This is a genomic window from Streptomyces sp. PTL18 (genome assembly GCF_059510295.1).
The window spans coordinates 1-392 of sequence record NZ_JCAJZO010000150.1 but is presented as its reverse complement, the minus strand read 5'-3'; the positions used below and the strand labels follow the sequence as shown (position 1 = coordinate 392).

Below are 392 nucleotides of genomic sequence, written 5' to 3'. Positions count from 1 at the left end.
ACCCAGCCACAACGGCCGTTCACGATCCTGACCGTACGTCGCGATCAGCGCCTGCGCCTCGATCGGGTCACCCAGCGTCGTGCCCGTGCCGTGCGCCTCCACCGCATCCACATCCGCCGGGGCCAACCCGGCACCGGCCAGCGCCTGCCGGATCACCCGCTGCTGCGACGGCCCGTTCGGCGCCGTAAGACCGTTCGACGCACCGTCCTGGTTCACCGCGCTGCCCCGGACCACCGCCAGCACCCGGTGACCGTTGCGGCGGGCGTCCGACAGCCGCTCCACCAGGAGCACACCGACACCCTCGGACCAACCGGTCCCGTCCGCACCCTCCGCGAACGCCTTGCACCGCCCGTCCACCGCCAGCCCCCGCTGCCGCGAGAACTCCACGAAGA

At 72.7% G+C, this 392-nt stretch carries 1 protein-coding gene; it reads right to left on the bottom strand.

The features are described from left to right. Positions 1-392: beta-ketoacyl synthase N-terminal-like domain-containing protein (locus AC5WS8_RS39420; protein ID WP_496108282.1), on the bottom strand; the 392-nt coding region annotated here is incomplete at both ends.